General features: G+C 64.5%; 21 protein-coding genes. 12 read left to right on the top strand and 9 right to left on the bottom strand.

Annotated features, from left to right (window positions below; translation table 11 throughout):
- Nucleotides 1-4 precede the first annotated feature (4 nt).
- Nucleotides 5-1,420, top strand: coding sequence for an amidohydrolase (locus XW59_RS17385; protein ID WP_047146423.1), 1,416 nt, complete (start codon nt 5-7; stop codon nt 1,418-1,420).
- 32 nt (nt 1,421-1,452) lie between these two features.
- Here the strand turns inward: XW59_RS17385 and XW59_RS17380 are convergent, their stop codons facing one another.
- The 5 genes from XW59_RS17380 to XW59_RS17360 form a co-directional block, all read right to left on the bottom strand.
- Nucleotides 1,453-1,887: a YbaN family protein gene (locus tag XW59_RS17380; protein WP_047146424.1), complete on the bottom strand. Its 435-nt coding sequence runs from the start codon at nt 1,885-1,887 to the stop codon at nt 1,453-1,455.
- A gap of 149 nt (nt 1,888-2,036) precedes the next feature.
- The gene (locus XW59_RS17375) at nt 2,037-2,633 is read right to left on the bottom strand and encodes a biliverdin-producing heme oxygenase (protein ID WP_047146425.1); all 597 of its coding nucleotides are present in this window, start codon (nt 2,631-2,633) and stop codon (nt 2,037-2,039) included.
- Between the two features lie 198 nt (nt 2,634-2,831).
- A complete protein-coding gene (locus XW59_RS17370; protein ID WP_082137635.1) occupies nt 2,832-5,453 on the bottom strand; it encodes a TonB-dependent receptor in 2,622 nt (873 codons plus the stop codon).
- A 112-nt stretch (nt 5,454-5,565) separates the two neighbouring features.
- Entirely contained in the window at nt 5,566-6,588 is a 1,023-nt protein-coding gene (locus XW59_RS17365) for a FecR family protein (protein ID WP_047146427.1), read from the bottom strand.
- Nucleotides 6,589-6,690: 102 nt separating this feature from the next.
- Nucleotides 6,691-7,206: an RNA polymerase sigma factor gene (locus XW59_RS17360; protein ID WP_047146428.1), complete on the bottom strand. Its 516-nt coding sequence runs from the start codon at nt 7,204-7,206 to the stop codon at nt 6,691-6,693.
- 217 nt (nt 7,207-7,423) lie between these two features.
- On the opposite strand from XW59_RS17360, the gene XW59_RS17355 reads away from it, so the two are divergent.
- Genes XW59_RS17355 through XW59_RS17345 form a run of 3 tightly spaced genes read left to right on the top strand, consistent with a single transcriptional unit; the run spans nt 7,424 to nt 8,595 of the window.
- Complete coding sequence (locus tag XW59_RS17355; RefSeq protein ID WP_047146429.1) at nt 7,424-7,702, top strand: hypothetical protein; 279 nt, start codon at nt 7,424-7,426, stop codon at nt 7,700-7,702.
- The gene (locus XW59_RS17350) at nt 7,703-8,059 is read left to right on the top strand and encodes a hypothetical protein (RefSeq protein ID WP_047146430.1); all 357 of its coding nucleotides are present in this window, start codon (nt 7,703-7,705) and stop codon (nt 8,057-8,059) included.
- Nucleotides 8,056-8,595: a hypothetical protein gene (locus tag XW59_RS17345; RefSeq protein ID WP_136068277.1), complete on the top strand. Its 540-nt coding sequence runs from the start codon at nt 8,056-8,058 to the stop codon at nt 8,593-8,595. The genes XW59_RS17350 and XW59_RS17345 overlap by 4 nt, the downstream gene beginning before the upstream one ends.
- Nucleotides 8,596-8,616: 21 nt before the next feature.
- On the opposite strand, the gene XW59_RS17340 is transcribed toward XW59_RS17345, so the two are convergent.
- A complete protein-coding gene (locus XW59_RS17340; RefSeq protein WP_047146432.1) occupies nt 8,617-8,808 on the bottom strand; it encodes a hypothetical protein in 192 nt (63 codons plus the stop codon).
- A gap of 210 nt (nt 8,809-9,018) precedes the next feature.
- Here XW59_RS17340 and XW59_RS17335 point away from each other — a divergent pair, with 210 nt between their 5' ends.
- From XW59_RS17335 to XW59_RS17300, 8 genes are all read left to right on the top strand, one after another.
- Nucleotides 9,019-9,711 carry a GntR family transcriptional regulator gene (locus tag XW59_RS17335; RefSeq protein ID WP_082137650.1) on the top strand — a complete coding sequence of 231 codons (693 nt, stop codon included), beginning with the start codon at nt 9,019-9,021 and terminating at the stop codon, nt 9,709-9,711.
- Between the two features lie 3 nt (nt 9,712-9,714).
- Nucleotides 9,715-10,575, top strand: a complete 861-nt coding sequence (locus XW59_RS17330) for an isocitrate lyase/PEP mutase family protein (protein ID WP_047146434.1) — start codon at nt 9,715-9,717, stop codon at nt 10,573-10,575.
- Nucleotides 10,572-11,300, top strand: a complete 729-nt coding sequence (locus XW59_RS17325) for an SDR family oxidoreductase (protein ID WP_047146435.1) — start codon at nt 10,572-10,574, stop codon at nt 11,298-11,300. Before XW59_RS17330 ends, XW59_RS17325 begins: the two co-directional genes overlap by 4 nt.
- On the top strand, nt 11,297-11,812 hold the full coding sequence (locus tag XW59_RS17320; RefSeq protein ID WP_082137636.1) for a TRAP transporter small permease: 516 nt from the start codon (nt 11,297-11,299) through the stop codon (nt 11,810-11,812). Before XW59_RS17325 ends, XW59_RS17320 begins: the two co-directional genes overlap by 4 nt.
- Nucleotides 11,809-13,086: a TRAP transporter large permease subunit gene (locus XW59_RS17315; protein ID WP_047146436.1), complete on the top strand. Its 1,278-nt coding sequence runs from the start codon at nt 11,809-11,811 to the stop codon at nt 13,084-13,086. Before XW59_RS17320 ends, XW59_RS17315 begins: the two co-directional genes overlap by 4 nt.
- 57 nt (nt 13,087-13,143) lie before the next feature.
- A complete protein-coding gene (locus tag XW59_RS17310) occupies nt 13,144-14,148 on the top strand; it encodes a TRAP transporter substrate-binding protein (protein WP_047146437.1) in 1,005 nt (334 codons plus the stop codon).
- 75 nt (nt 14,149-14,223) lie between these two features.
- Nucleotides 14,224-15,654: an FAD-binding oxidoreductase gene (locus tag XW59_RS17305; protein ID WP_052958200.1), complete on the top strand. Its 1,431-nt coding sequence runs from the start codon at nt 14,224-14,226 to the stop codon at nt 15,652-15,654.
- Nucleotides 15,651-16,472: an aldolase/citrate lyase family protein gene (locus XW59_RS17300; RefSeq protein ID WP_047146438.1), complete on the top strand. Its 822-nt coding sequence runs from the start codon at nt 15,651-15,653 to the stop codon at nt 16,470-16,472. The genes XW59_RS17305 and XW59_RS17300 overlap by 4 nt, the downstream gene beginning before the upstream one ends.
- 45 nt (nt 16,473-16,517) lie before the next feature.
- Here the strand turns inward: XW59_RS17300 and XW59_RS17295 are convergent, their stop codons facing one another.
- The 3 genes from XW59_RS17295 to XW59_RS17285 all read right to left on the bottom strand — a co-directional run bounded on the left by XW59_RS17295 (nt 16,518) and on the right by XW59_RS17285 (nt 19,972).
- Nucleotides 16,518-17,435, bottom strand: a complete 918-nt coding sequence (locus XW59_RS17295; protein WP_170990168.1) for a peptidoglycan DD-metalloendopeptidase family protein — start codon at nt 17,433-17,435, stop codon at nt 16,518-16,520.
- A gap of 74 nt (nt 17,436-17,509) precedes the next feature.
- The gene (locus XW59_RS17290) at nt 17,510-19,069 is read right to left on the bottom strand and encodes an ABC transporter substrate-binding protein (protein WP_047146440.1); all 1,560 of its coding nucleotides are present in this window, start codon (nt 19,067-19,069) and stop codon (nt 17,510-17,512) included.
- Between the two features lie 33 nt (nt 19,070-19,102).
- The gene (locus XW59_RS17285) at nt 19,103-19,972 is read right to left on the bottom strand and encodes a hydrolase (RefSeq protein ID WP_047146441.1); all 870 of its coding nucleotides are present in this window, start codon (nt 19,970-19,972) and stop codon (nt 19,103-19,105) included.
- Nucleotides 19,973-19,980: the final 8 nt, after the last annotated feature.

Genomic DNA, 19,980 nt, shown 5'->3' with positions numbered 1-19,980 from the left:
CCCAATGCCCGCCCCCCAGGACGTATTGGTTCGGCTCGACGCGCATGTCACGCGACTGAAGCCGACCTTCGCCGCCGTCGCCGACGAGATCTGGGCGCATCCCGAACTGGGCTTCGAGGAGGTTCGATCGGCTGCCGCGCAGATCCGCGCGATGAAGGCGGAGGGTTTTCGAATAGAGCGGGACGTCGCGGGACTGAAAACCGCCTTCATTGCGGAAACGGGAACGCAGGGGCCGGTCATCGCCATACTCGGCGAGTTCGACGCCCTGCCGGGCCTCAGCCAGCAGGCGGGCGTCACCACCCCAGTTCCGGTCGAGCAGGGCGCTCCGGGCCATGGCTGCGGGCACAATCTGCTCGGCGCGGGCTCCATGCTGGCCGCAGCCGCGCTCGCGGCAACGCTGCGCGAGACGGGCATGCCGGGCATCGTGCGCTACTATGGCTGCCCCGCCGAGGAAGGCGGCTTCGGCAAGGTCATCATGGTGCGGGACGGTGCGTTCGACGATGCGGCCGCGACGCTCGGCTGGCATCCGGGCACCTTCAACGGCGTCAGGGCGCGCTCGACACTCGCCGTGATGAACCGCACCTATCGCTTCCACGGCCGGGCCGCGCACGCCGCCATGTCGCCGCATCTCGGCCGCAGCGCGCTCGACGCGCTCGAACTGATGAATATCGGCGCCAATTTCCTGCGCGAGCACATGCCGCAGGATGCGCGACTGCATTATGCGATCACCGACAGCGGCGGCAGCGCTCCCGGCGTGGTGCAGGCAAGGGCCGCCGCGCTCTATTTCATCCGTGCACCGGAACTCGACGAGCTGCGCGATCTGGTCGCCAGGGTAGACGACATTGCCCGCGGCGCGGCTCTGATGACCTCGACCGAAGTCGAGATTCTGGCCGCAGGCGGCGCGTCGAACGTCATCCCGAATTCCGTCCTGTGCAAAACGATGCATGCCGCGATGGAGCGGCTTGGACCTCTCGCATATTCCGATGCGGATCGCGCTTACGCGGCGCAGATCCGGGCTACGCTGCCGGGCCTCGCCGACAGCGACCGCAAGGCGCTGGGAGAGCCCGACATGTTCGCTTGCGGACAGGAAGGAAAGGTGTCGCTGCATGCGGGACTGCGCCGATATGACGGGCGCATGTGGCAGGGCAGCGGATCGACCGATGTGGGCGATGTCAGTTGGATGGTGCCTACAGTCGAATGCGCGACAGCGACCTGGGCCGCGGGCACGCCCAGCCATAGCTGGCAAGTGGTGGCACAGGGCTGTTCGCCGGCAGCGCATAAAGCCATGGCCCATGCAGCCGCAACGATCGGAGGCACGGCGCTGACGCTTCTGGCCGACCCCGACCTTCTGGACGCAGCGCGCCGCGAGCATGCCGAGAGGCGCGCGGGACGGGACTATCACTCGCCGCTCACGTTCTGAATCCACTACCGCACGATCGTTTCAAAGCGCCTCTACTCGGCCGGCTGCGCCGCGCCCTTGCGCTCCGGCCGCGTCACGACATAGGCCGCGCATGCGATCATGATGAGCGCGACGAAGGCCGCGAGCCACGAACCTGGCCTCGCCCCCAGCCAGAACAGAAGATAGCCCAGCGCCATGCCGCCGCAGGCCATGATCTTCGCCCGGCGCGGTATCGCGCCATGCGCACGCCAGTCCCGCAGCACCGGCCCGAACTGCGGATGGGCGAGCATCCAGGCCTCCAGCCTGGGCGAGGACCTGCCGAAGCACCACGCGGCGAGAATGAGGAAGATCGTCGTCGGCATGACGGGAAGAAACGCGCCGATGATGCCAAGCAGAAGCATGACGAAGCCGAGCACGATGAAGCCCACCCGACCGATGCCGTCGAGCGGGAGCCGGAAGCGCCGCTGCTGTTCCTCGCTCTTCTTCATGCCTTGCAATCAACCACGCCTCGACGGTCGCGAAGAAAACTTCACTCCGTCAGTCAGATATTTTCTTCGCAGTCACGCGAAAGCGCAATGCCTGCTGATGCGAGGTCCAGGCGTTGGGGCGTGCGTCCCGTCCCGCCGTGATCGCAACGTCAGCCGAAAACCTGCCGCACCAGCCCGTGCACGCGCCGGAAGGCAGCTTCCGCTCCGCTTACCATCGCCTTTTCCTCGTTTTCATCGAGTTCGAGCTCGTCGAGCGCGGCGGTGAAGGTGCGCCAATGCAGTCCACGGCCCTCGGGCGCGCCGGCGAGGTGCCGGGCGCCGAAATTTTCGGACAGGCCGAGCTTGGCCGCTTCCTTGAGCAGGAATGCAGCGCCGAGATTGGATCCCTCCGCCACATAGAGCCAGCCCAGCGCGGTCGGAATGTCCGCCTCCACGCCGAACGCCGGAGCTTGCCCGGACGAAAGCGGCGCGACGCCGAGATCGGCCAGATCCTGCTCGATCAGCGTGAAACGACGCCGGCCGGGAAGGTCCGGCAGCAGGCGGTCGAGCGCGGGATTGTCGTAGAGCGTATCGATATCGCGATGGAACTGGTGCTGCACCTTTACGAACAAGCCGTAGCGTTCGCGGCTATCGAACGGCTTGCCGGCCATGATCGACTGGTCCAGTCGCGCATGTGTGTCGTTCGTCGCCGCCTTGAGCCGCTTGGCCCGGCCGAGTTCCAGCGGCTTTTCGATATCGATCGTCATTCATCATTCTCCGGCGGGCGGAGAATTCGTCTCCGCGATTCCTCAACTTGGAGTTGGGCAGCGTCTGTCACATGCCTCAACGAGCCTTGCAAGCTTGACGTTTCAGGCTGGCCGATCCGGAAAAAGCCGGCGGCGCCATTCCTGAGATGCCTCCGGGCGCGGACTGCCGCGCCCGGAGAGCCGGTTCGACGACCACACTCAGAATTGGGCGGTGAGGCCTACGCGGATCGTGCGCCCCGGCGAAGGCACGATGCCGGTCGACATCGGGTCGAGATAGTAGCGGTCGCCGATGTTTTCGACGCTGAAATCGAAGGTCGCCGTGTCGTTGATCTTGTAGCTGCCGAAGATATCGACGATCGTGTTGGCGTAGTAGACCTTGGCCTGGGTTACGCCTCCGCCAAGCAGCTTGTAGCCGCCATAGCGTTCGCCGAAGAAATAGGCGCGTCCGCCCAGCGTCAGTCTCTGGTCAAACAGCCGCACGCCCGCCGTGACGCTCCCCGAATATTCCGGTGGAATGTTCATGAGGCCGTAGTCGGCGGCGCCCACGGCCAGGGTGCAGCGCTCCGGACGCCACTGGGTGGGTTCATCGCACATGGCGATGTCGGTGTACTTCGTGAATGCCCCTTCGACGAAGAAGGTGCCCGTGTCATACTGGAGCGAAGCTTCGAAGCCGGTGAAGCGGGCCTTGTCGATGTTGACCCAGGTATAGAGCGGAGCGACCGGCCGGGAGCGCAGGATGTAGTCGTCATATGTGTTGTGGAACCAGGCGGCCTTCAAACGCAGCTTGTCCTCTTCCAGGAAGACATTGTCGCGCAGAATGTTCACGCCAAGCTCGAAATTGCGCGAAAGCTCCGGCCTAAGATCCGGATTAGGAACGAGAAATTCCGTCGTTCCTGCCGTCGTTTCACGCAGGCTCGGCGGCCGCCAACCCTCCACGTAGCTGCCGTAGAGCTGGATGCCGTCGAACGGCTTCAAGGTGACGCTCGCCGAGGGGAGAATCCGGCCGTCATCCATGGAAGGATAGCGTTCGGCCGCCGGACCTTTTCCTTCGGTCGAGTAGTAGTCATAGCGCAACCCTCCCGAAAGCGTCAGCCAGTCCGTGACGTCGAGGCTCGAGCGACTGAAGACGCTGGCGAGTGTCCTGTCGCCGGTCGGATTGCGCCCCATATAATCCGGATTGTCCGGGTCCCAGGGATAGACGACGAAACCGGCATTCTCGCGCGCCTGCTCGAAGACGAATTCGGCGCCGTTCTGGACGGTAAGCGCTCCCACGGACGTATCGAAGAGCGAGGTGTTGGCGACATCGCCGCCATAAGTCCTGACATGCGCTCTGATGTCGTCCCTGTCCGGCTCAGCCATTCTCATGACGGTGCTCTGGCTGCGAATATCCGTCATCCAGAGGTTGGACGAGAAATCGACGAGGTCGTTGCCTTCAGGCTTGTAGGCATAGCTTGCTTTCAAGGTATGCGTCTTCGTTTCGCTGAGTTCCAACTGCGTCGGTGGCGGTCCCCAGGTGCCCGGAAAGACCAGCAGATTCTCGTCAAGCTCGCCGTACTCGTTGCCGTAGAAGATGTAGCTTAGCCCGAAAATGTGGCCGTCACCCCACTTGCGCCTGCCCTTGACCAGTACCGAGGTCATATCCTGAGAGGTGTTGAAAATCTCGTCACCCGGCCCGAAAGGCGACAACGGGCGCTCGACGGGCGGCGTCCAGCTCACGCGATCGTCTAGGAATGACGACTTGCCCTTCTTGCCAGTGAAATAATTGCCGGACTTGCGTCGCGAGACGCCTGCGACCAACTCATAGTCATCGCTCACCATCGCACCGACGGCACTGCCCGTCCAACTGTCGCCGTTGAAGAATTCCGGGCCGCCGTTTCGAATGGTTTCAGTGCCTTCCGGCTGCGGGCTCTTCGTGTTGGAGCCGAGGCTTCCCTTCACCCGTGCACCGTAGGTCTGCCCTTCCCCGACGATGTCGTGGGCCTCGAGTATGCGCATGTTGACGACGCCACCCATCGCTCCGACGCCGCCGGTTCCGGCCGAAGGTCCCTTGGAGATGTCGATGCCGCCTATGAAATCCGGATCGACATAGGTCTCGTTGCGGCTGCCGCTGTAGCCGCGATAGGTGTGCGCGCTCTGGCGCGTCCCGTCCACCATCACGTTGACCCGGTTCTGCCCTTGAAGGCCGCGTATGTTGGGATCGATCGAGGCGCCGACGCGGTTGCCCGCGACGATCACGCCCGGCGTGGACTTGAAGATGTCGCCAAGAGAGCTCGGCGGCACGCGCTCCAGCTGCTCGGCGCTGATGTGGCTCGACGAACCAGGCGTCTCGAAGGGAACGTTCGCCGGATTTGCGCTGCCGTCGGTGACGTTGATGACGTCGAGAAGGAGGGAGCCGTCGCCGACAGCGCCGCTGCCCGCACCCGCACCGGACGCCACCAGCGCGGCCGAGCCGGAAGCGCCTGCCCTCACCTCGACGCCGGTACCGGCAACGAGGCGCCGCAAGGCTTCTTCCGGCGGCATTGTGCCGACGACCGAGCCGGATGTCTTGCCGCGCGCCAGTTCCGACGAATAGCTGATCTGCCATCCGGTCGCGCGAATGAACGCGTTGACGGCCGAGGAAAGCGGCTGGGCGGGAATGGAAAAGCTGACGCTCTGGCCCGCGGCCGCGGCCGGCACAGTCTGGGCATATGCGTCGGAGATCGTCGCAACTCCCGCGCAACAAAGCACGGTCGACGCCAGCAACGTCGAGATCAGGCCTCGCCTGCCCCCCGCCCCGTGAAAAATGATTGATGCGCGCGCGTCCCCAGCCCGTCCGTCCATGTCCGATCTGCCCTCTTGTCGATATGAGGGACCAAACCGGCACCGTGCCGGAACGCGCCCCTCACAAGCCTGACGTTTCGGAAAAGCGGAGTCGGAAAAAATAGTTGAGTATTTAGCGAAGGATTATGATTCCGCCCGGGAGGCCGTAGGCTTCGGCTCCGACGGCGTCCGCCAGCGTGCGGATGGCGCCTTCGACGTCGTCGAGTCGGTAGTTGCCGCTGACGGCGACATTGCCGATGCGGCCGTCGGCGACGAACACCGGTCCGCCATGATAGCGGCGCAACTCGTCGAGCACGTTTGCGAGCGGCTGATCCTCGAAGATGGCGCGCCCTTCCCGCCAGGCGAGCGCATTAGCGGCGTCGACAGGCATGGCGACCGACAGAGCGGATGCCGTCGCCGTCGTCATCTGCCCCGGCTCGAGCGCGACCTGCTCCGTCCGGTCCGTGAGCCGGCTGACCTCGACGCGGCCCCGTTCAAGGACGACACGGTCTTGCTCGTCATCGCTGCGAACCGAAAACGCCGTGCCCTTCACCTCGACCTCGCCGAACCGTCCCGCGACGCGAAAGGGACGGTCGGGATCGTTCTTCACGTCGAAGAAGGCTTCGCCTTCGAGTAGCCGCACATTTCTTCGGCCGTCCTCGAAATCGACCGCAACGGCCGAGGCCGTGTTCAGGATCATCGACGAACCATCGGGCAGGATCACCGTCGACTGACCGCCCGTCGCGGTGACGTAGTCGGCCTGCCAATACAGCATGATCGTCGGGAATTGCCGGACGCCGACCGCAAGAACCAGAACCGCGGCCGCGGCCGCCATGCCCATTGCCCAGCGGGTGGGACGGCGCGCCGGAGAAACGCGCCGCGCCGCTTCGCCTGCGGCATGGGCGCCGGCGTGAGCGCTTTCAGCCGCCTTGCCGAAGGCCGCCGATCCCCAGATCGCCTCCAGATTGCGGAACTCTTCCGCATGGCGCGGGCTCCGGGCCAGCCATGCGTCGAATTCAGCCCGCGTCGTCGCGTCCAGGGAGGCGTTGCGCGACCGGACGAACCATTCGAGCGCTTCGTCCACGACTGGATCGTCATGCGTGAACGCGTCCTCCAGCTGCCCCTCATCGTCCGCCTTGCGGTCCACTCCCGTCATCCGATGCTCGTTGCGTCACGATTCTTATAGCTGAGACGTCTGGCGCACGGGAATCCGGCAAAATTGATCCTGTGCCGGTGGAAAAGCATGCTTATACAGGGATCATGCGCGGTCGAGGCGGGCGAGTACGTCGCGGCAATGCGCCATCGCCAGCTTGATGTCGTTGAAAACCGTCCGCTCCGAAACGCCGAGCCAGTCCGCGATCTTCCTGTTGGACCATTCCTCGATACGGCTGAGCATGATCACCGTCTGCACCCGCTCGGGCAGGCCGGAGAGAGCACCCAGGAAGATCTTCAGCCGCTCGCGCTCGATGATCGCATCTTCCAGCGAAGGCATGTCGGCGGGTATGTCGAGAATTTCATGCTCGCCGAGGCTGTCCGCCTCGATCTGTCCGCGCGTCCTGCGCCGGCGCAGGTGGTCGAACGCCAGATTGCGGGCCGTCTGGTGAAGGAAGGCCTCGATATGCTCGATCGGCTCGCGCTCGAGCGCCTTTCGCGCCCGCAGATAGGTTTCCTGCGCGACGTCTTCCGCCGTCTGCGGATCGCGGACGATGCGCATCACGCTCCACATCAACGATCGGCGGTGCAGTAGGAAAACGTTGTTCAGGGTCGCAGGCATCGTTCGGCGCTACGCGTCAGATTGTTCTCTCGCACGCCTTCGCGGCGCCGAGCGGCCAATTCGTTAGAGCAAATGGAAAAACTTCGCAACGTCAATAATTTAGAGGGATTCTAGAGACCCGCGGCGTTTGCTGGGCCGCTCCCTCGCACCGAGAAAACCTTGTGGCCGCGCCATGAGACCGCTAGACGGGGCCCAACCCGCCACCCGAAGGCACTGCATGCGCCGGCCGAAAATCGACAAATATCTGATTGTCTTCATCGGCGTCGAGATTGTTCTCGTCACAGCGTTCATCTTTCGCGACGAAATCTGGAGAAACACCAGGATACCGGCGCTGATGACTCGGAACGAGCGACTGATCCGCCGCTTTCTCGGGGATTGGGTCTACGAGGCCTATATTGAAGTCACGCTGGTCGCGACGATAGCCTTCTTTCTCTCGATCATTGTCGGGCTTGTCCGGCAGAACCGGAAAAGGCGTCGGCTTAAGGGAAGCGAGTAGATGCGGAGGAACTGGCTTTCCTGGCTCGGTTATCTCGTGCTCGTCGCGGCACTTCCTTTAGCCGCGCTCGGCGCGACGCTGGATGCCAACGAGTATCGGGCGATGGGGATCGAAGCGGTCGATTGCGACGGCCCGTTGAGCGTCCTTATCTTCGCCGTTCCGGCCTTCCTGATCTACGGCGCCGGCATGGCCGCGAACGCCCGTCATACGCGAAGCCGAGGCGCCGCCGTCGTCGCCGTCGTCTGCGGACTCGTCTGCGTGGCACTGGCAGTGAACATCGCCTCCGCGATAAGCGAGGGCGCGCATCAGGAATGCAGTTCCACGGCAACTTTTCCCGACGCGGAGGCGATTGCTTGAGCCGGTCGTCTTTCGATCGGCCCTTGCGCTACGAACGCCTGCGCTTCCTCCTCGCCGGCGCAATTGCCGCCGGCTTTGCATGGTTCTGCTGGCGAGGGTTCGAGTATCTGGCCGGACTGCTCGGCATCGTCACCCGCATCCACCGCGCCCCTCCCGTCGAGCAGTGGGTCCAGATCGGAGAAAGCTGGCAATCGGTGTGGGTCTCGGAGGATTTCACCTATGCCGGCTTCATGCTGGTCGTTCTGTCCCTCGTGCTCGCCTACTACGTCGCGCGGATCGCCTATCGGCGCGACATCCGCGCGGTGCTCGACCGGCGGGCGCTCTGGCTGATCGCGGGCTGGTTCGTCGGGACGGCCGTTCTTCTCGCCGAATTGCGACTCATCGCTCTGCTCCATCGCGAAATGCCGATCCTGGCCCGATGGCACCTTGTCTCGAACCTGGCGGATTTCGTGGCGCTCGCAGGCTCGGCCAATATCTTTGCCTCGTTCTGGGGCCTGCTCATGCGCCGGCGCAAGGTTCCACCGTCCGGGCTCTGAGCGAGACGGCCCGCTGGCACGTCACAATTCGAGGATCCAGGCGATCAGCGCCATGGCGACGACCATCACCACGACGGCGATGGCCACGAGATCCGATATCGCCCCGCGCAATTCGCGCACCGGATGAGGCTCCCGTTTCTCGTATTCGCTCCAGGCGCGCGCCTTCAGCGTACCGGCGACGAGGCGCCGGAGATTCTTCGTCAGCCTGGACATGAAGAAGCCATAGCCGCTTCGAGCGTCCGTTCCAAGTTCGCACCCGCGATCACGGGTTGCAGCGGGCCCTACCGAAGGCGCGGCGCGGCGCAGCCCTGCCGACTACTCCAATTGTCCACAGGCTCATGCGAAGGCTGTTGCGTGTTACGTCCTGTATGTTACATACAACAGAAAGAGGCAGTCGCCGACGGCCTTGGGAGGATGTCGATTTTGAGTGAGGTAAAGAGCCTTCGCATCAAGCAGCCGCGTTCCTTGACGGAGCTTGTCGTCGAGCGCATGCGCGAAGCGATCATCGAGGGTCAGTTTGCGCTCGGTGAGAACATTTCCGAGGACAAGCTGGCCGAGGCGTTCGGCGTCAGCCGCACCCCGGTTCGCGACGCGCTGATGCAGTTGCAGCAGACCGGCCTCGTCGTTGTCCGCCCCAAGCGCGGCAGTTTCGTCTTTTCTCCCACCCTCGCCGATGTCGAGGAGCTTTGCGAATACCGGCTCATGCTGGAGATGCAGGCGCTTCGATTGTCGATAGCCCGCGATCATAAGGGGCTGGTGAAGGCGGTGCGGGCCGCGATCGCCGCGATGGATGGGGCGCAGGCTGCAGGCGATCAATATGCCTACGGCCGCGCCGACGCCGCCTTCCACCGCGCCGCCTTCGACCATTGCGGCAACCGGCTTGTGGAAGCGGCCTACAACACCGCCGAGGGGCAGCTCGCCGCCATCCGGACCTCGCTGAGCGAGGAATACGGCCGGCCGGGGGACGCCAGCTATCCCGAGCATCTGCAGATGGCCGAGATGATCGCTGCGAAGGACATGGAAGCCCTCGCCACGGTGATGGACGAGCATGTGTGGCGAACGATGCGCGTCGCCCGCAAATCGCTTCCCGCCCATAAGGGCACCAGGAGAGCCTGAACAATGAACCAGACCGAAAAACTTCGCAGCCTGCTGCGGGGGCCGAGGATTTTGGCCGCGCCCGGCGCACCCGACAGCCTCAGCGCCCGGCTCGTCGAGCAGGCGGGCTTCGAGGCCGTCTACATGACCGGCTTCGGCGCAACCGCCACACGGCTCGGCACGCCCGACATCGGGCTGCTGACGCAGACCGAGATGACGGAGCATGCGCGCAACATGACGCGCGCCGTTTCGATACCCGTCATCGCCGACGCCGATACCGGCTATGGCGGCCCGTCCAACATTCACCGCACGGTGCGCGAATATATCCAGGCCGGCGTCGCGGCGATCCACCTCGAGGACCAGGTGGCGCCGAAAAGATGCGGCCAGATGGCCGGTATCAGGCTGATGGATCGCGACGAGGCGGCGTTTCGTCTGAAGGCGGCGCTCGAAGCACGCGGCAACGACGATCTCGTCATCATCGGCCGAACCGATGCGCTGCCGGCCAAGGGAGCCCAGGAGGCCATCGATAGGGCGAAGCTCTATCAGGATGCCGGCGTCGATCTCGTCTTCGTCGACGGCATCAAGAAGATTTCCGAGATCGAGGCCGTCGCCAGGGCAGTGTCCGGGCCGAAGGTGGTGTCAATCGTCGACGGCAACGAGACGGTGGCGCTGAAGGCCTCCGATCTCGAGGAAATGGGTTTCACGGTCGTGTTTTACGCACTGACCGCGCTGTTGAGCGCGACTCGCGCGGTCGCCAACGCACTCGCCCATCTGCGCGACGCCGGCACGCCGGAAGGCGGACCGGCGCAACACAGTTACGCCGATTTCTGCGACATCGTCGATCTGCGCTTCCATCAGGACCTCGACGAAAGGTTCGGCCGGTGAAGGACGCCGTCGTCCTGATAACCGGTGGTGCCGCCGGCATCGGCCGGGCCATCGCCGACGCGGCGGTGGCCGGCGGCGCACGCGCGGTTCTCTGGGACGTGGATGCGGCCCGGCTCGAGGCCGCGCAGGAAGCGCTCGGCGACAAGGCACTGACGGCCAACGTCGACGTTTCCGATCCTGCTTGCGTCGAGAGCGCGGCGGCCGGGCTCTCCGGCGCCGGCTGGAAGCCGACGCATCTCGTCAACAATGCCGGCATCATCGGCCGACGCATGACGCTCGACGCAATAGATCCGGCGGAGGTCGACCGCGTGCTGGCGATCAATGTCCGCAGCGCCTTCGTCGTCACCGGCGCCTTCCTCAACCGGCGCGCCGATCATCCGAAGGCGGCGATCGTCAATCTCTCGTCGATCGCCGCGAGCAATGGCGGCGCGGCCGGCAACGCCGCATACGCCGCCAGCAAGGGCGCGCTGCAGTCGCTGACGCTTGCCATGGCGCGCGAGCTTGCACCCGGCATCCGCGTCAACGCCCTGGCGCCCGGCATCATCGATACGGACATCCAGAAAGACGTCTTCGCCGACCGCTCCGAGATGGAGGAACGCGCGACGACCATACCCCTTCACCGCCTCGGAACCGCCGGCGAGGTCGCGGAAGCCGCCGTCTGGCTCTTGTTTTCCGCGCCTTACACGACCGGGGAAGTGATCACCATTTCGGGAGGAAGGAAATGATCGACAGGGCAATAGACCTGTTCTTCAAGTTTCTCGAGCTGCTGCTCGTTCTGCTCTTGGCCGGCATGACGGTGATGGTATTCGCCAATGTCGTGCTGCGCTACGCATTCAGTTCCGGCCTCGACATCTCGGAGGAACTGTCACGGTTCTTCTTCATCTGGCTCATTTTCCTGGGCGCGATCGTCGCGATGCGGCATCACCAGCATATGGGCTTCGACCTTGTCGTCGCCTCGGCCGGGCCGGCCATGCGCCGCGTCCTGCTCTTCGTCGCCAATGGTCTGATCCTCTATGCTTGCTGGCTGCTGTTTTCCGGCGCCTGGCGGCAATCGGGCATCACGGCCACCGACCATGCGCCCGTCACCGGCATCTCGATGATCTGGGTGTTCGGCATCGTCATCCCGACCGCCATCTGCATCGGCATCATCAGCCTTTACCGCATGATCGGCGCGCTTCGCGGCACCTACGACCCCTATAAAACCCCTCGCCCCGTAGAGGTGGAGCTCACCGCATGACCCTCGCAATCTTCATCGCGACCCTCGGGGGCGCGCTGGTCGTCGGCGTGCCGGTCGCCTTCGCGCTCATTCTCTGCGCCCTCACCATGGGCCTCTATCTCGACATGTTCGACCCGCAGATCATCGCGCAGCGCATGGTCGTCGGCGCCAACAGCTTTCCGCTTCTGGCGATTCCGTTCTTCCTTCTCGCCGGCGAGCTGATGAATGCCGGCGGCATGTCGAAGCGCATCATCGCCTTCGCCACGGCATTCCTCGGTCACCGGCAGGGTGGCCTTGGCTTCGTCGCGATCCTCGCGGCCGTCATCATGGCCAGTCTTTCCGGCTCGGCGGCAGCCGACACGGCGGCCCTCATCGCCATGCTCCTGCCGATGATGCGCGCCGCCGGCTACGAGGAAGGCCGCTCGGTCGGCCTGATGGCGACGGGCGGAACCATCGCGCCCATCATGCCGCCGTCGATCGCCTACATCATCTTCGGCGTCGCAACGAACATCTCGATCACCCAGCTCTTCCTCGCCGGCATCGTGCCCGGCCTGATGATGGGCATTGGGCTTGCCGTCGCCTGGGCGATCGTGTCGCGCCGCGACAATGTCCAGACGATGGAGCGGCAGGGCTGGAAGGCGCGCCTCGACGCCACCGCCAAGGCCGGCTGGTCGCTCGGCATGCCGGTCATCATCCTGGGCGGCATCCGCTTCGGCATCGTGACGCCGACGGAAGCCGCCGTGGTCGCCGCCGTCTATGCCATCTTCGTCGGCACCGTCATCCACCGCGAGCTGAAATTCCACCACATGTTCGACGTCCTGCGTAACGCGGCGGTCACGACGGCGGTGGTGATGATGCTGGCCGCCGCCGCGCTGACGACCGCCTGGTTCATCTCGATCGCCGATCTCTCCGGCGTCGTCATGGATATGGTCGAGCCGATCGCGGAGAACCCGACGATGCTTCTCATCGTCATCATGTTGATCATCCTGGTGATCGGCATGGCGCTCGACATGGGGCCGACGATCCTGATCCTGGCGCCGGTGCTGCTTCCCGTCGTCACGGCGGCAGGCATCGACCCGGTCTATTTCGGCGTCCTCTTCGTCATCAACACGGCGATCGGCCTCGTCACGCCGCCGGTCGGCATCGTGATGAGCGTTGCGAGCGGAGTGGCGCGATTGCCGCTGCACACGGTCATCAAGGGATCCCTTCCCTTCATCGCCGCGCAGATCGTCGTCTTGTTCCTGCTCGTCCTGTTCCCGCAACTCGTTCTGGTCCCGCTGGAATTCCTGCGCTGAGCCGAAAGGGGCGCGGCACTACGTCCCCGTACAAACCTGTCTTTTGGAGGAAACGGAATGAAACTGAAAATCTTCACCGCTGCCTTGATGGCTGCTTCCATGTTCGCCGGAACCGCGTCGGCCGAGTTCAACAGCCGCACGATCAAGGTGTCGAACGGCGCCTCGAAGGACCATCCCGTCTCGGCGGGCGTCGACGCGATGTCGGCATGTCTGGAGGAAGGCTCGGGCGGCAAGATCAAGCTGCGCGGCTTCTATTCCGGGGCGCTGGGCGACGATCTCGACGCCACGCAGTCGACCCGCTCCGGCTCGATCGAGATGGTCGTCGCGGGTTCGGACGCACTGGGCGGCATCGAACCCGGCATGAACGTCTTCGGGCTGCCGTTCCTGTTCGGCTCGGACGAGGAGGCCGATGCGGTGCTCACCGGCCCCTACTATGATTATCTCGCCGAAAAGATGCCGGCGCACGGACTGGTTCTGCTTTCCTTCTGGGAGAACGGCTTCCGCAACGCGACGAACTCGAGGCATCCGGTCGAGAAGATGGAGGATTTCAAGGGCCTCAACTTCCGCGTGATGCAGAACAACATCTTCCTCGAGACGTTCCGACGCCTCGGCGCCAATCCGGTTCCGATGGCGTTCGGCGAGGTGTTCACCGCCCTTGAAACAGGCGCGGTCGACGGTCAGGAGAACCCGCTGACGCTGATCGAGGCCTCGAAATTCTACGAGGTCCAGAAGTATCTGACGCTGACACGCCACGCCTATTCGCCGACACCGGTGATGTTCTCGAAGAAGGTCTGGGACAGCTACACGCCGCAGGAGCAGGAGCTTCTGCAGAAATGCGCCGGCGAGGGCCGCACCGCGCAGCTCGCCCGCAGCCGCGAGGCGACCGGCGAGGCCCTTGCTGTCCTGAAGGAGCACGGCATGGAGGTCGGCGAGCTTTCCGAAGAGGAAATGGCGCGCCTGCGCGAAGCCGTGATGCCCGTCTACGAAGCCAACGCGGCGACGATCGGCAAGGAGGCGCTGGAGATCGTCCAGGGTCAACTCGCCGAAATGCGCGGTCAGTAAGCCCGAACAAGCCTCCCAAGGCTCCCGGCGGCACCACGTTGCCGCCGGGAAAATCTTCTCGACAAAGGACAAGAAATGACCGTCGCCTCTTCCCGTGCGAGCGCCTGTATCGAGGCGCTCACAGGATTGTTCGATAAAAACGCACTTCTGACGGGAGACGACATCCCGGCCCGTAACCGGGCCGACACGAGCTTCCTGCCGCCGGTGACACCGCTTGCCGTGTTTCGTCCCGGAACGCCCGGAGAAGTCGCGGCCGCCTTGAGGATATGCGCCGAGTACGGCGTTCCGGTCGTTCCGCAGGGCGGATTGACGGGGCTGGCAGGCGGCGCTCACCCGATCGCCGATGCGATCGCGCTGTCGCTCGAGCGCCTGCAGGGAATCGAGGAAATCGACCCGGCTGCGGCCACGATGACGGTCAGGGCCGGCACGCCGCTCGAAGTGATCCAGAAAGCCGCTGACGAGGCCGGCTTCTTCATCCCGCTCGATCTCGGCGCCCGCGGAAGCTGCGCGATCGGCGGCAATCTCGGCACCAATGCGGGCGGCAACCGGGTCATCCGCTACGGCATGGCGCGCGAAATGGTCCTCGGCATCGAGGTGGCGCTGGCCGACGGCACGCTCATCACCAGCCTCAACAAGATGATCAAGAACAATGCCGGCTACGATCTCAAGCAGCTCTTCATCGGCTCGGAAGGCACGCTCGGCGTCATCACGCGCGCCGTGTTGCGCCTGCAGCCGCAGCCCGGCTGCACCATGGCGGCGCTTTGCGGCGTCGACGATTACGAGAGCGTGGTCAAACTGCTTGGCGGCGCGCGAAAGGGCCTTGGCCCGCTCCTTTCGGCTTTCGAGGTCATGTGGCCGGACTACTGGCACGCCGCCACCGAGCGTGTGCAGGGCATCCGCAAGCCGATCGAGGGCAAGCACGCTTTCTACGTGCTGATCGAGGCGCAGGGACTCGACGAGGCCGTCGACGGCGAGCGCTTCAACCGCTGGATGGAAGCGCAGTTCGAGGCGGGACTGATCGCCGACGCGGCGATCGCCCAGAGCAGGGCCGACATACTGGCCTTCTGGCGCACCCGGGACGCAGCCGGCGAGTTCCAGACCGTGCTCGGGCCGCATTGTGCCTTCGACATCGGCCTGCCGGTCGCCGAGATGGACAGGTTCGCCGGCACCTGCCGCAAGCGGCTGGAGAACGAAGTCGCCGGGTGCCATTCGGTCTATTACGGCCATATCGGCGACGGAAACCTCCATATCGTGGCGCTTGTGGAAGGTGCCGCCGAGCAGCCTTCGAAGGAGATCAATCGCATCGTCTACGAGACGGTTCGCGGCTTCGGCGGCACGGTCTCGGCCGAGCACGGCATCGGCACGGTCAAGAAACCCTATCTGCCCTTCACGCGCAGCGCCGAGGAGCTCGCGCTGATGGCGCGCATCAAATTCGCGCTCGATCCGAAGGGCATTCTCAATCCGGGCAAGGTGATCGACCTGCCCAAGACGGAGACTTTCGCATGAACCGACTGAAAGAACGCCTCCAGGCCGGCGAGATCGTCACCGCCGCCTGGTCGGAGATGGGAAGTCCGGACAATGCCGAAGCCATGGCGATGAACGGCTGGCCGACGATCGTCATCGACGGCGAGCACGGCGTCGGCGGCATCGAGCAGGCCGTCCACGTCGCCCGCGCCGTGGAGGCTGCGGGCGGTGACGTGGTGATGCGCGTGCCGGACGGATCGGAGACGACGCTGAAGCGTGTGCTCGACCGCGGCATCAGATCGATCATCGTGCCGCAGGTGAACACCGCCGCACAGGCGAAGTCGATCGCGGATTTCTGCCGGTATCCAGGTCGCGGGCGCAGGGGCTACGCAGCTCCGATCCTGCGCGCCTCGCGCTATGGCGCGCGGCCGGACTATGCCGCCCGCGCCCACGAGGAGCTGCTGCTCATGGTGCAGATCGAGCACGTCGAGGCGGTCGAGAACCTGAAGGAGATCGCGGCGGTTCCCGGCATCGACATGCTGTTCGTCGGGCCGAACGATCTTGCCGCCTCCATCGATCATATGGAGCGCATGGAGGAACCCGCACCGCAGGAACTTCTGAAGCGGATCGAGAAAGGCGCGGCGGAAGCTGGAAAGCCGCTCGGAACCATAGTCGGCGCCGGCCGCGGCATGAGCGACCTTGCGCGGCTCGGCTATCGCTTCATCATCGGGCCGAACGACGTGTCGCTGTTGGTCAATTCAGCCCGCGCGGCAGCCGCCGAGCGAGACAGGATGTTGAGCGAATTCGCCGGCAGGACGGAAACGTCGACGTCGAACGGCGCTCCTACCTCCAACTATTGACCAAGGGCGACCGCGGCGCGTTCAAATAGGCGCGTCGCGCTGCGCCTATTTGAAGATCAGCGGCGTCGGATCCGGGAAGAGATCCGTCCAGATGGAAAGGAAGGCGCCCTCGCCCACGCCCGGCATCATTCCGAAATCCGGATATTTCTCCGCGCTGAGCTGGAAATGCAGGTGCGGCAGCCACCAGCCGTTCTCCTCGAAATCGCCCATGTCGCAGAAGGTCGTTCCAGCGGCGATGCGATCTCCCGGTTTCCAGGCCCGCGCCGAGGCATGGCTGAGATGGCCCCACAGCGACCAGAACTTCCGTCCCTCCGCGAATTCATGCTCGAGGACGAGAACGCCGCCATAGTCGAGCCGCGCATCGATGATCCGCGCGTCGACCACCTCGCCGTCCATCGGCAGGACAAGCGCGGTCCCCGCGTCGCAGAAGAGATCGATGCCGAGATGATGGTCGCGGCGTACCGAGGGATCGAACACGGAGACATAGGCATCGGTGCTATAGACCGTACGGTATTCGTGCCAGGTTCCGATGCCGAGCCGCGCCCCTTCGGCGGCCATCAGCGCGTCGTATTTCGTCTGCGCGGTCTCGCGGTCCTGCATCGCCGAAGCGGCCGCGATTTCCGCCGCCGCACCGCCGAGCTCGAGGATCGTCGTCGGGATGTCCCTGACGGAAGGCTTCAATATGCCATGCCAGCTTCCCGCGTTTGCCGCGATCCATTCGCGCAGCGCCCGACCGCCCGGCACCGGTTCGAGGCCCGCGCCCTTGCGCAGAAGCGCCCTCGCGACGACCGGATCCATGCGGCCTACCCGGCTCTCGGCCGCCGTGCCTCTGGCGATATCCGCAAGCCGCGCCAGCACCGCATCGGGACGGGCGGACAGGTCAAGCTCGCCGGCCGCATGCGGCCCGAGGGCTTCGAGCGAAAAAACAGGATTGCTCAAAAGAGCAGAAGCGGTCTGCGTCATTTTGTTCCTCGTCATGGCTGACCCGCTGGCCGGTCGCGGCCCCGCGCGGCCATCGCGCGAGGCGCAACCGACCGCTATTCGGCGTTCTTCGTCACGGCCCAGAAGCGGTGCGAGCCGCCGAGCCAACCCGAATAGCCCTTCACCGACGGAGCAAGCGCGGTGACGCTCGGAAGATTGAACAGGCCGAGGATCGGCACCTGCTGCCCCATCTCCTCGTTGAGCTCGGTGAACACCGTCTTGCGGTCTGCCGGCTCACGCAGGCCGACGACCTTCTCCAGCAATTCCTCGGCCTTGTCGTCGTCCCACATGCGTGTCGGCTCGGCGGACTTGTCGCCGATCAGCGATTGAAAGCTCAGGAGCGGGTCGAGACGCGCGGAATAGGCGAAGATGGAAAGCTCGTACTTGCCGGCGCGATAATCCTCGAGCTGCGTCGCCCAGTCGCGCACGTCGAGCTTGGCGTTGATCCCGGCCGAGGCGAGCATCGCCTGGACGATGGTGGCGACCTGGACGCGGTTCTGCCGGTTGGCGACGAGTATGGCGATGGGCTTGCCGTCATAGCCCGCCTCGGCCGCCAATGCCTTGGCCTTTTCAACGTCGTAGCTCGGCCATGCCGCGGCCGAATTGTCGTAGTAGTAGGTTCCCTCGGCGAGCACCGAGGGGTTCGGGCGATAGAAGTCGCCGCCGAGCGCCTCGGAAAGCTGCGTGAGGTCTATCGCATGGGCGATCGCCTGGCGCATGCGGACATCCTCGAGCGCCGGAGCTTCGGTCTGGATCAGCAGCGTCATCCATGCCGGGGTGGGCTGGATGTCGACCGTGATGTTCCTCGCTCGAAGCGTCTCCACCAGCGTCGGCTCGACCTCGTCGATGACGTCGATCTCACCGGACTGAAGTCCGTTCGACCGTGTGCTCGGGTCCGGCACCGTCATGAAGCGGATGTGCTCCACGCTCGGCGCCTTGTTGCCGACATTCCCGTCCGGCTTGCCAGGCAGCGCCGCGTACTCGTCGAATTTGGAAAGATCGAGATAACGGCCACTCTCCATCCGGTCGAACCGGTAGGGGCCGGTGCCGACCGGTTTGACGAAGGTGCCGCCGGCATCGACCGATGACGGACTGAGGATCCACGGCGTGCATTGAACCGTCGCCATGGTAATCGGGAAGTTGGGCGCCGGCTCGGCGAATGTGAAGCGAACGAGCGTGTCGTCGGCCGCTTCGACCTTTTCGAGCTTGGGGCCGATACCGCCATTGTAGCGGGCGGCGCACTGAAAGGCGGTCGCCGGATCGAGATAGCGCTCGAAATTCCAGACGACGTCCTGCGCGGTCAGCGTCTTGCCGTCGTGAAAGGTCACGCCGTCGCGCAGGCGGAACTCGTAGATCTTGCTGTCGTCGCTGACGGTCCAGCCCTCGGCCAGCATGGGCTTGACTGTGAGATCGTCGGCAAAGCCGACGAGGCCTTCAACCACGTGCAGAAGCACGATGTCTGAGTTGGCGTCGCGGTTGACGCCCGGATTGGTGCTTCCGATGTCGGCGTGAATTGCGACGCGCAGCGTGCCGGCATCCTGGGCGAGGCCGGGAGCGGAAAAGATCGACAGGCCTCCGGCAAGCGAGGCCACGAAGGAAAATGCGGGATATTTCATGCGCAGGCTCCTTTTACGAATGGAAGGCATCGCTCAGCGCGATGCGGTGACGATGGCGGTGAAGAAATCCTCCGCCGCGCCGACCATCTCGAACGGAGAATGGGCGATGCCCGGAACGATGTCGCGACGAACCGAAATGCCGTTGGCCTCGAAGGAGCCCGCCAAGGCCGCGATGCGCTCCAGGCGGTTGACGCCCTGCAGCTCGGCGCCCTCCATCCACAGCCTGCTCTCGCGCGGAATGGTGATCTCCCAGGTGGCATCGTCGGCGCTGCCGATCAGCGTCTGGACCTTGACCCGGCGCATCGCCTCCAGGTCGATCCCGATGCCGAAGCGGGCCTTCAGGTCGCGCACGCCTACCCACCAGTCGTAGTCGCGATCGAGCAGGGTCACCACGCCCGGCGCACCGATGGAAACGGCGCGCAGGCGTTGCGGGTGCAACATGAAGAAGCGCTGGCAGAACTGGCCGCCGCCCGAATAGCCGTACATGAGGAAGCCGCCCGGCCGGATGCGATACTTGGCCAGCACCTCGTCGACCATGGAAAGCAGGATCAGGTCGTAGCGGATGCCGTGGAATTCGATGCGCTTGTAATTCGCAAGCTCGCCCGGCTCGATGATGCCGACGGGAAACAGCGGGGCGAGGATGATGCATCCGTGCTTCTCGGCGAAGGCCGCGAATCTGTCCCGATACTGCGCGGCCGTTCGCCCAGTGCCATGAACGATGACCGCCAGGTCGTACTCCCGGTCCTCAGTTTCGCTATAATCTTCAGGGACATAGAGGCAATAACTGAAACGTTGATCGAACTGACTGGCGAAGAACGGAGTCGCACCGAAATCGTAATAGCTGAGCCTGATGCCATGGCCGTGGCGTTTCGGCGGGGACGGCGTTGCGATTGCGTCAGACATTATCCCTC

The sequence above is a fragment of the Aquamicrobium sp. LC103 genome, assembly GCF_001014615.2.
GTDB lineage: Bacteria > Pseudomonadota > Alphaproteobacteria > Rhizobiales > Rhizobiaceae > LBCQ02.
The sequence above is the reverse complement of the archived record's forward strand: the minus strand, read 5'-3'. Positions and strand labels throughout refer to the sequence as shown.

Coding starts and splice junctions, on each gene's coding strand:
- XW59_RS17355 (WP_047146429.1), top strand. CDS start 7,424: ATGCGCCGGCCGAAAATCGACAAATATCTGATTGTCTTCATCGGCGTC.
- XW59_RS17330 (WP_047146434.1), top strand. CDS start 9,715: ATGAACCAGACCGAAAAACTTCGCAGCCTGCTGCGGGGGCCGAGGATT.
- XW59_RS17315 (WP_047146436.1), top strand. CDS start 11,809: ATGACCCTCGCAATCTTCATCGCGACCCTCGGGGGCGCGCTGGTCGTC.
- XW59_RS17295 (WP_170990168.1), bottom strand. CDS start 17,435: ATGACGCAGACCGCTTCTGCTCTTTTGAGCAATCCTGTTTTTTCGCTC.
- XW59_RS17350 (WP_047146430.1), top strand. CDS start 7,703: ATGCGGAGGAACTGGCTTTCCTGGCTCGGTTATCTCGTGCTCGTCGCG.
- XW59_RS17340 (WP_047146432.1), bottom strand. CDS start 8,808: ATGTCCAGGCTGACGAAGAATCTCCGGCGCCTCGTCGCCGGTACGCTG.
- XW59_RS17360 (WP_047146428.1), bottom strand. CDS start 7,206: ATGCCTGCGACCCTGAACAACGTTTTCCTACTGCACCGCCGATCGTTG.
- XW59_RS17285 (WP_047146441.1), bottom strand. CDS start 19,972: ATGTCTGACGCAATCGCAACGCCGTCCCCGCCGAAACGCCACGGCCAT.
- XW59_RS17310 (WP_047146437.1), top strand. CDS start 13,144: ATGAAACTGAAAATCTTCACCGCTGCCTTGATGGCTGCTTCCATGTTC.
- XW59_RS17385 (WP_047146423.1), top strand. CDS start 5: ATGCCCGCCCCCCAGGACGTATTGGTTCGGCTCGACGCGCATGTCACG.
- XW59_RS17365 (WP_047146427.1), bottom strand. CDS start 6,588: ATGACGGGAGTGGACCGCAAGGCGGACGATGAGGGGCAGCTGGAGGAC.
- XW59_RS17375 (WP_047146425.1), bottom strand. CDS start 2,633: ATGACGATCGATATCGAAAAGCCGCTGGAACTCGGCCGGGCCAAGCGG.
- XW59_RS17380 (WP_047146424.1), bottom strand. CDS start 1,887: ATGAAGAAGAGCGAGGAACAGCAGCGGCGCTTCCGGCTCCCGCTCGAC.
- XW59_RS17320 (WP_082137636.1), top strand. CDS start 11,297: ATGATCGACAGGGCAATAGACCTGTTCTTCAAGTTTCTCGAGCTGCTG.
- XW59_RS17370 (WP_082137635.1), bottom strand. CDS start 5,453: ATGGACGGACGGGCTGGGGACGCGCGCGCATCAATCATTTTTCACGGG.
- XW59_RS17305 (WP_052958200.1), top strand. CDS start 14,224: ATGACCGTCGCCTCTTCCCGTGCGAGCGCCTGTATCGAGGCGCTCACA.
- XW59_RS17300 (WP_047146438.1), top strand. CDS start 15,651: ATGAACCGACTGAAAGAACGCCTCCAGGCCGGCGAGATCGTCACCGCC.
- XW59_RS17290 (WP_047146440.1), bottom strand. CDS start 19,069: ATGAAATATCCCGCATTTTCCTTCGTGGCCTCGCTTGCCGGAGGCCTG.